This window comes from Desemzia sp. FAM 23989 (assembly GCF_045528345.1).
Lineage (GTDB): Bacteria > Bacillota > Bacilli > Lactobacillales > Carnobacteriaceae > Desemzia.
Map to the genome: position 1 here is coordinate 1 of NZ_JBGQQT010000058.1, position 706 is coordinate 706.

The following is a 706-nucleotide window of genomic DNA, read 5'->3' on the forward strand; positions in this document are numbered from 1 at the left end:
CCTGAATAATTCATAGTTTTTCAAAAACGCTTCAAAAACCTTGTTATAACAGTCTATTTTGTTTCGTTTATTCGCACCCTTTGGGTGTACAAAAAGAACCCCAATCTGCTATGGTTAAAGTGACTAAACCTAACCAAAGAAAGGGGTTCTCTCAATGGCAACTTTACACGAAAATCGTCTACTTTTCAATTCAAATGTTACAGTATCTCACTCTGGTGGAAATTTGTCCTCAGATTCCGGCTTAATATTAGCAAAAGAATTCATGAACAAATTTGAGTTTAGCCAAATCTTATGTAAAAACATCCAGATTCAAGATGACCGACTGTATCATGTTCATGAAAATGAATCTATTCTGGAACAAATCATCTTGCAGTTGATTGCAGGCTATCCTACAGATTCTTCAGCCAATATATTAGCAACGGATCCTATCTTTCAAGCTGTTTTAAGCAAAAAGCGGTTGGCTTCACAGTCATCCATTTCTCGCTTTTGGGATCGGATGTCAACAGAAAATATCGTCCAGCTACAAAAGGTTAACCAGATTTTGATTGATAAAGCACGTACGATTCGAAATACGAACGAAATGATTTTCGATTTAGATTCTACTCACAGTGATACCTTTGGAAACCAAGAAATGACCGATTATAATGCGCATTACCAGACAACCGGTTATCATCCACTCGTTGCCTTTGATGGTCTTACCGGAGAC

At 37.3% G+C, this 706-nt stretch carries 1 protein-coding gene; it reads left to right on the top strand.

What is annotated here, in order from left to right; genetic code table 11:
- Positions 1–154 precede the first annotated feature (154 nt).
- Positions 155–706 (top strand): transposase (locus ACEN36_RS13010; RefSeq protein WP_407126895.1); only part of this gene is annotated, 552 nt, incomplete at its 3' end.